Origin of the sequence: Jiella marina, assembly GCF_024359545.1 — a bacterium.
Taxonomy (GTDB): domain Bacteria; phylum Pseudomonadota; class Alphaproteobacteria; order Rhizobiales; family Rhizobiaceae; genus Jiella.
This window is the reverse complement of the sequence record NZ_JAKQZG010000034.1, coordinates 1-1,747: the sequence shown is the minus strand read 5'-3', so window position 1 is coordinate 1,747 and position 1,747 is coordinate 1. Positions and strand designations below refer to the sequence as shown.

Below are 1,747 nucleotides of genomic sequence, written 5' to 3'. Positions count from 1 at the left end.
AAAATCGTTCGCGTCCAGATCGCGAATGTTCACGTTGCTCAGCGTGAGCGTGTTCGCTGTAGCCTATGATCGGCGCATTCGCTCCCTGCTCGGGAGAAGGCGTGCGCCTTGAAGGCCGCCCGAAAGCGATGAGGCCACCGGTCGAGACCGATAGCCTTGGTTTTCACTTGGTGCAGGGCAGGGCTCGCATGGTGCAACGCCACAGCTCTTTGCTGTTCCGGCTGCACGCATAGGATTTCTCGCGGGCATTGGCCGGCGAAAGGAAACGCTTCGGATAGCCCTTTGCTGCGGCGGCCAGCCGCCAGTTGTAGGAAGCGGAGCTCCGGGCTTTTGTCTGCTTGGTGTACCACATGCCTTTCGCCGAGACTTGCGGCTTGCAGGCGACGGCGCCGTTCGAGGGTCGTGCGGTGGCCTTGCAGCGGTTGGTGCCGTTGGGCTGGACCTGGCAACTCACCGATTTCTTCTTGGCCTCGCCCCATTTGGCGAATGACGGACCATATTTCTGGGCCGCCTTGTTCTCCCAGTTCCAGACAGCGGAACTGCGGGCCTTGGCTTCCTTGTGATAGTACATGCCGGACACCGAAAGCGCCGGCTTGGTTTCTGCGGCCGCAGGGGCGACGCCGAAGTGCGACACCATGAGGACGGCGGCGAGGGTAGCAAGGGTCAACTTGGTCATCGGTCTGTCTCCTGATCCGGCGCCGCGTTATCGCGTCGCTTGAGAGACAGCTTTAAGGAGGCAGCGCTGAACCTGTTCTGAGAAGACCGTTCAGGTTACGTATAGGAAGCCAACAGGTCGCGGTGATGTGCCGTCTTCCGGCGAACGGTGCGGTTTGCTCCGTCCTTCTTGTGTCATCTGCCGCGAAGCAGTGGGTTTCGGTCGGACCGCTACGCGATCGCGTGGTTTCCGATAATCGGGACGGACCTGATTGGTACGGAGGCTCCTACACCGTCAATGTTCGCTTGGACAGTGGGAAGAATGGTCGGCAGGACCACCGGGACGAAGGGGTCGCTTTTCTTGATTGTTGCGATTTCACCCGCGTGTCGATTGTCGGGGAGAAAGGCATCGGCCTGCCGCACGTTCTTTCGCGGGCGGTCTTGGTCGTCTAGGATCGGACAAATTTGTCCCGAAGCGGGACGCGCACGAATTTTCGGAGTTTGAGACATGGCCGGCAGCGTCAACAAGGTAATTCTGGTGGGAAATCTCGGAGCCGATCCGGAAATCCGGCGGCTCAATTCCGGTGACTCGGTCGCCAATCTGCGCATCGCGACCTCCGAGAACTGGCGCGACAAGCAGTCGGGCGAGCGCCGGGAGCGCACCGAGTGGCACAATGTGGTGATCTTCAACGAGAACCTCGTCAAGGTGGCCGAGCAGTTCCTCAAGAAGGGCTCGAAGGTCTATCTCGAGGGGCAGCTTCAGACCCGAAGCTGGGAGGATCAGTCCGGTCAGAAGCGCTACACGACCGAAGTCGTGCTGCAGCGGTTCCGCGGCGAATTGCAGATGCTGGATTCCCGTGGCGAGGGCGAGGGCGGAGGCTATCGCGGCGGTGGCGGCGGCTATGAACGCGGCGCTCCGGATCGGGGTGGCAACGACCGGGATCGCGATCGCGGCGGTTACAATCGCGGTTCGAACGATCTCGATGATGAAATCCCGTTCTGAGGTTTTGGATTGAACGGCTTCCGGTCGAAGAAGGGCCTGCGGATGAAGCCAGCTTGCTCCGATTGGAAGCGAAACCGGATCGCTAACCGT

The 1,747-nt window shown here is 60.7% G+C and carries 2 protein-coding genes; one reads left to right on the top strand and one right to left on the bottom strand.

Annotation, left to right across the window (positions count from 1 at the left end; translation table 11 throughout):
- Positions 1–163: 163 nt before the first annotated feature.
- Positions 164–676 (bottom strand): hypothetical protein, encoded by a 513-nt coding sequence (locus MF134_RS23750; RefSeq protein ID WP_255341866.1) that lies wholly within the window; start codon positions 674–676, stop codon positions 164–166.
- A 486-nt stretch (positions 677–1,162) separates the two neighbouring features.
- On the opposite strand from MF134_RS23750, the gene ssb reads away from it, so the two are divergent.
- Entirely contained in the window at positions 1,163–1,657 is a 495-nt protein-coding gene (gene ssb / locus MF134_RS23745) for a single-stranded DNA-binding protein (protein WP_255341865.1), read from the top strand.
- The last annotated feature ends 90 nt before the right edge of the window (positions 1,658–1,747 follow it).

Bases quoted from the DNA above. Each gene is read 5' to 3' on its own strand.
- MF134_RS23750 (WP_255341866.1), bottom strand. From the start codon at position 676: ATGACCAAGTTGACCCTTGCTACCCTCGCCGCCGTCCTCATGGTGTCG.
- ssb (WP_255341865.1), top strand. From the start codon at position 1,163: ATGGCCGGCAGCGTCAACAAGGTAATTCTGGTGGGAAATCTCGGAGCC.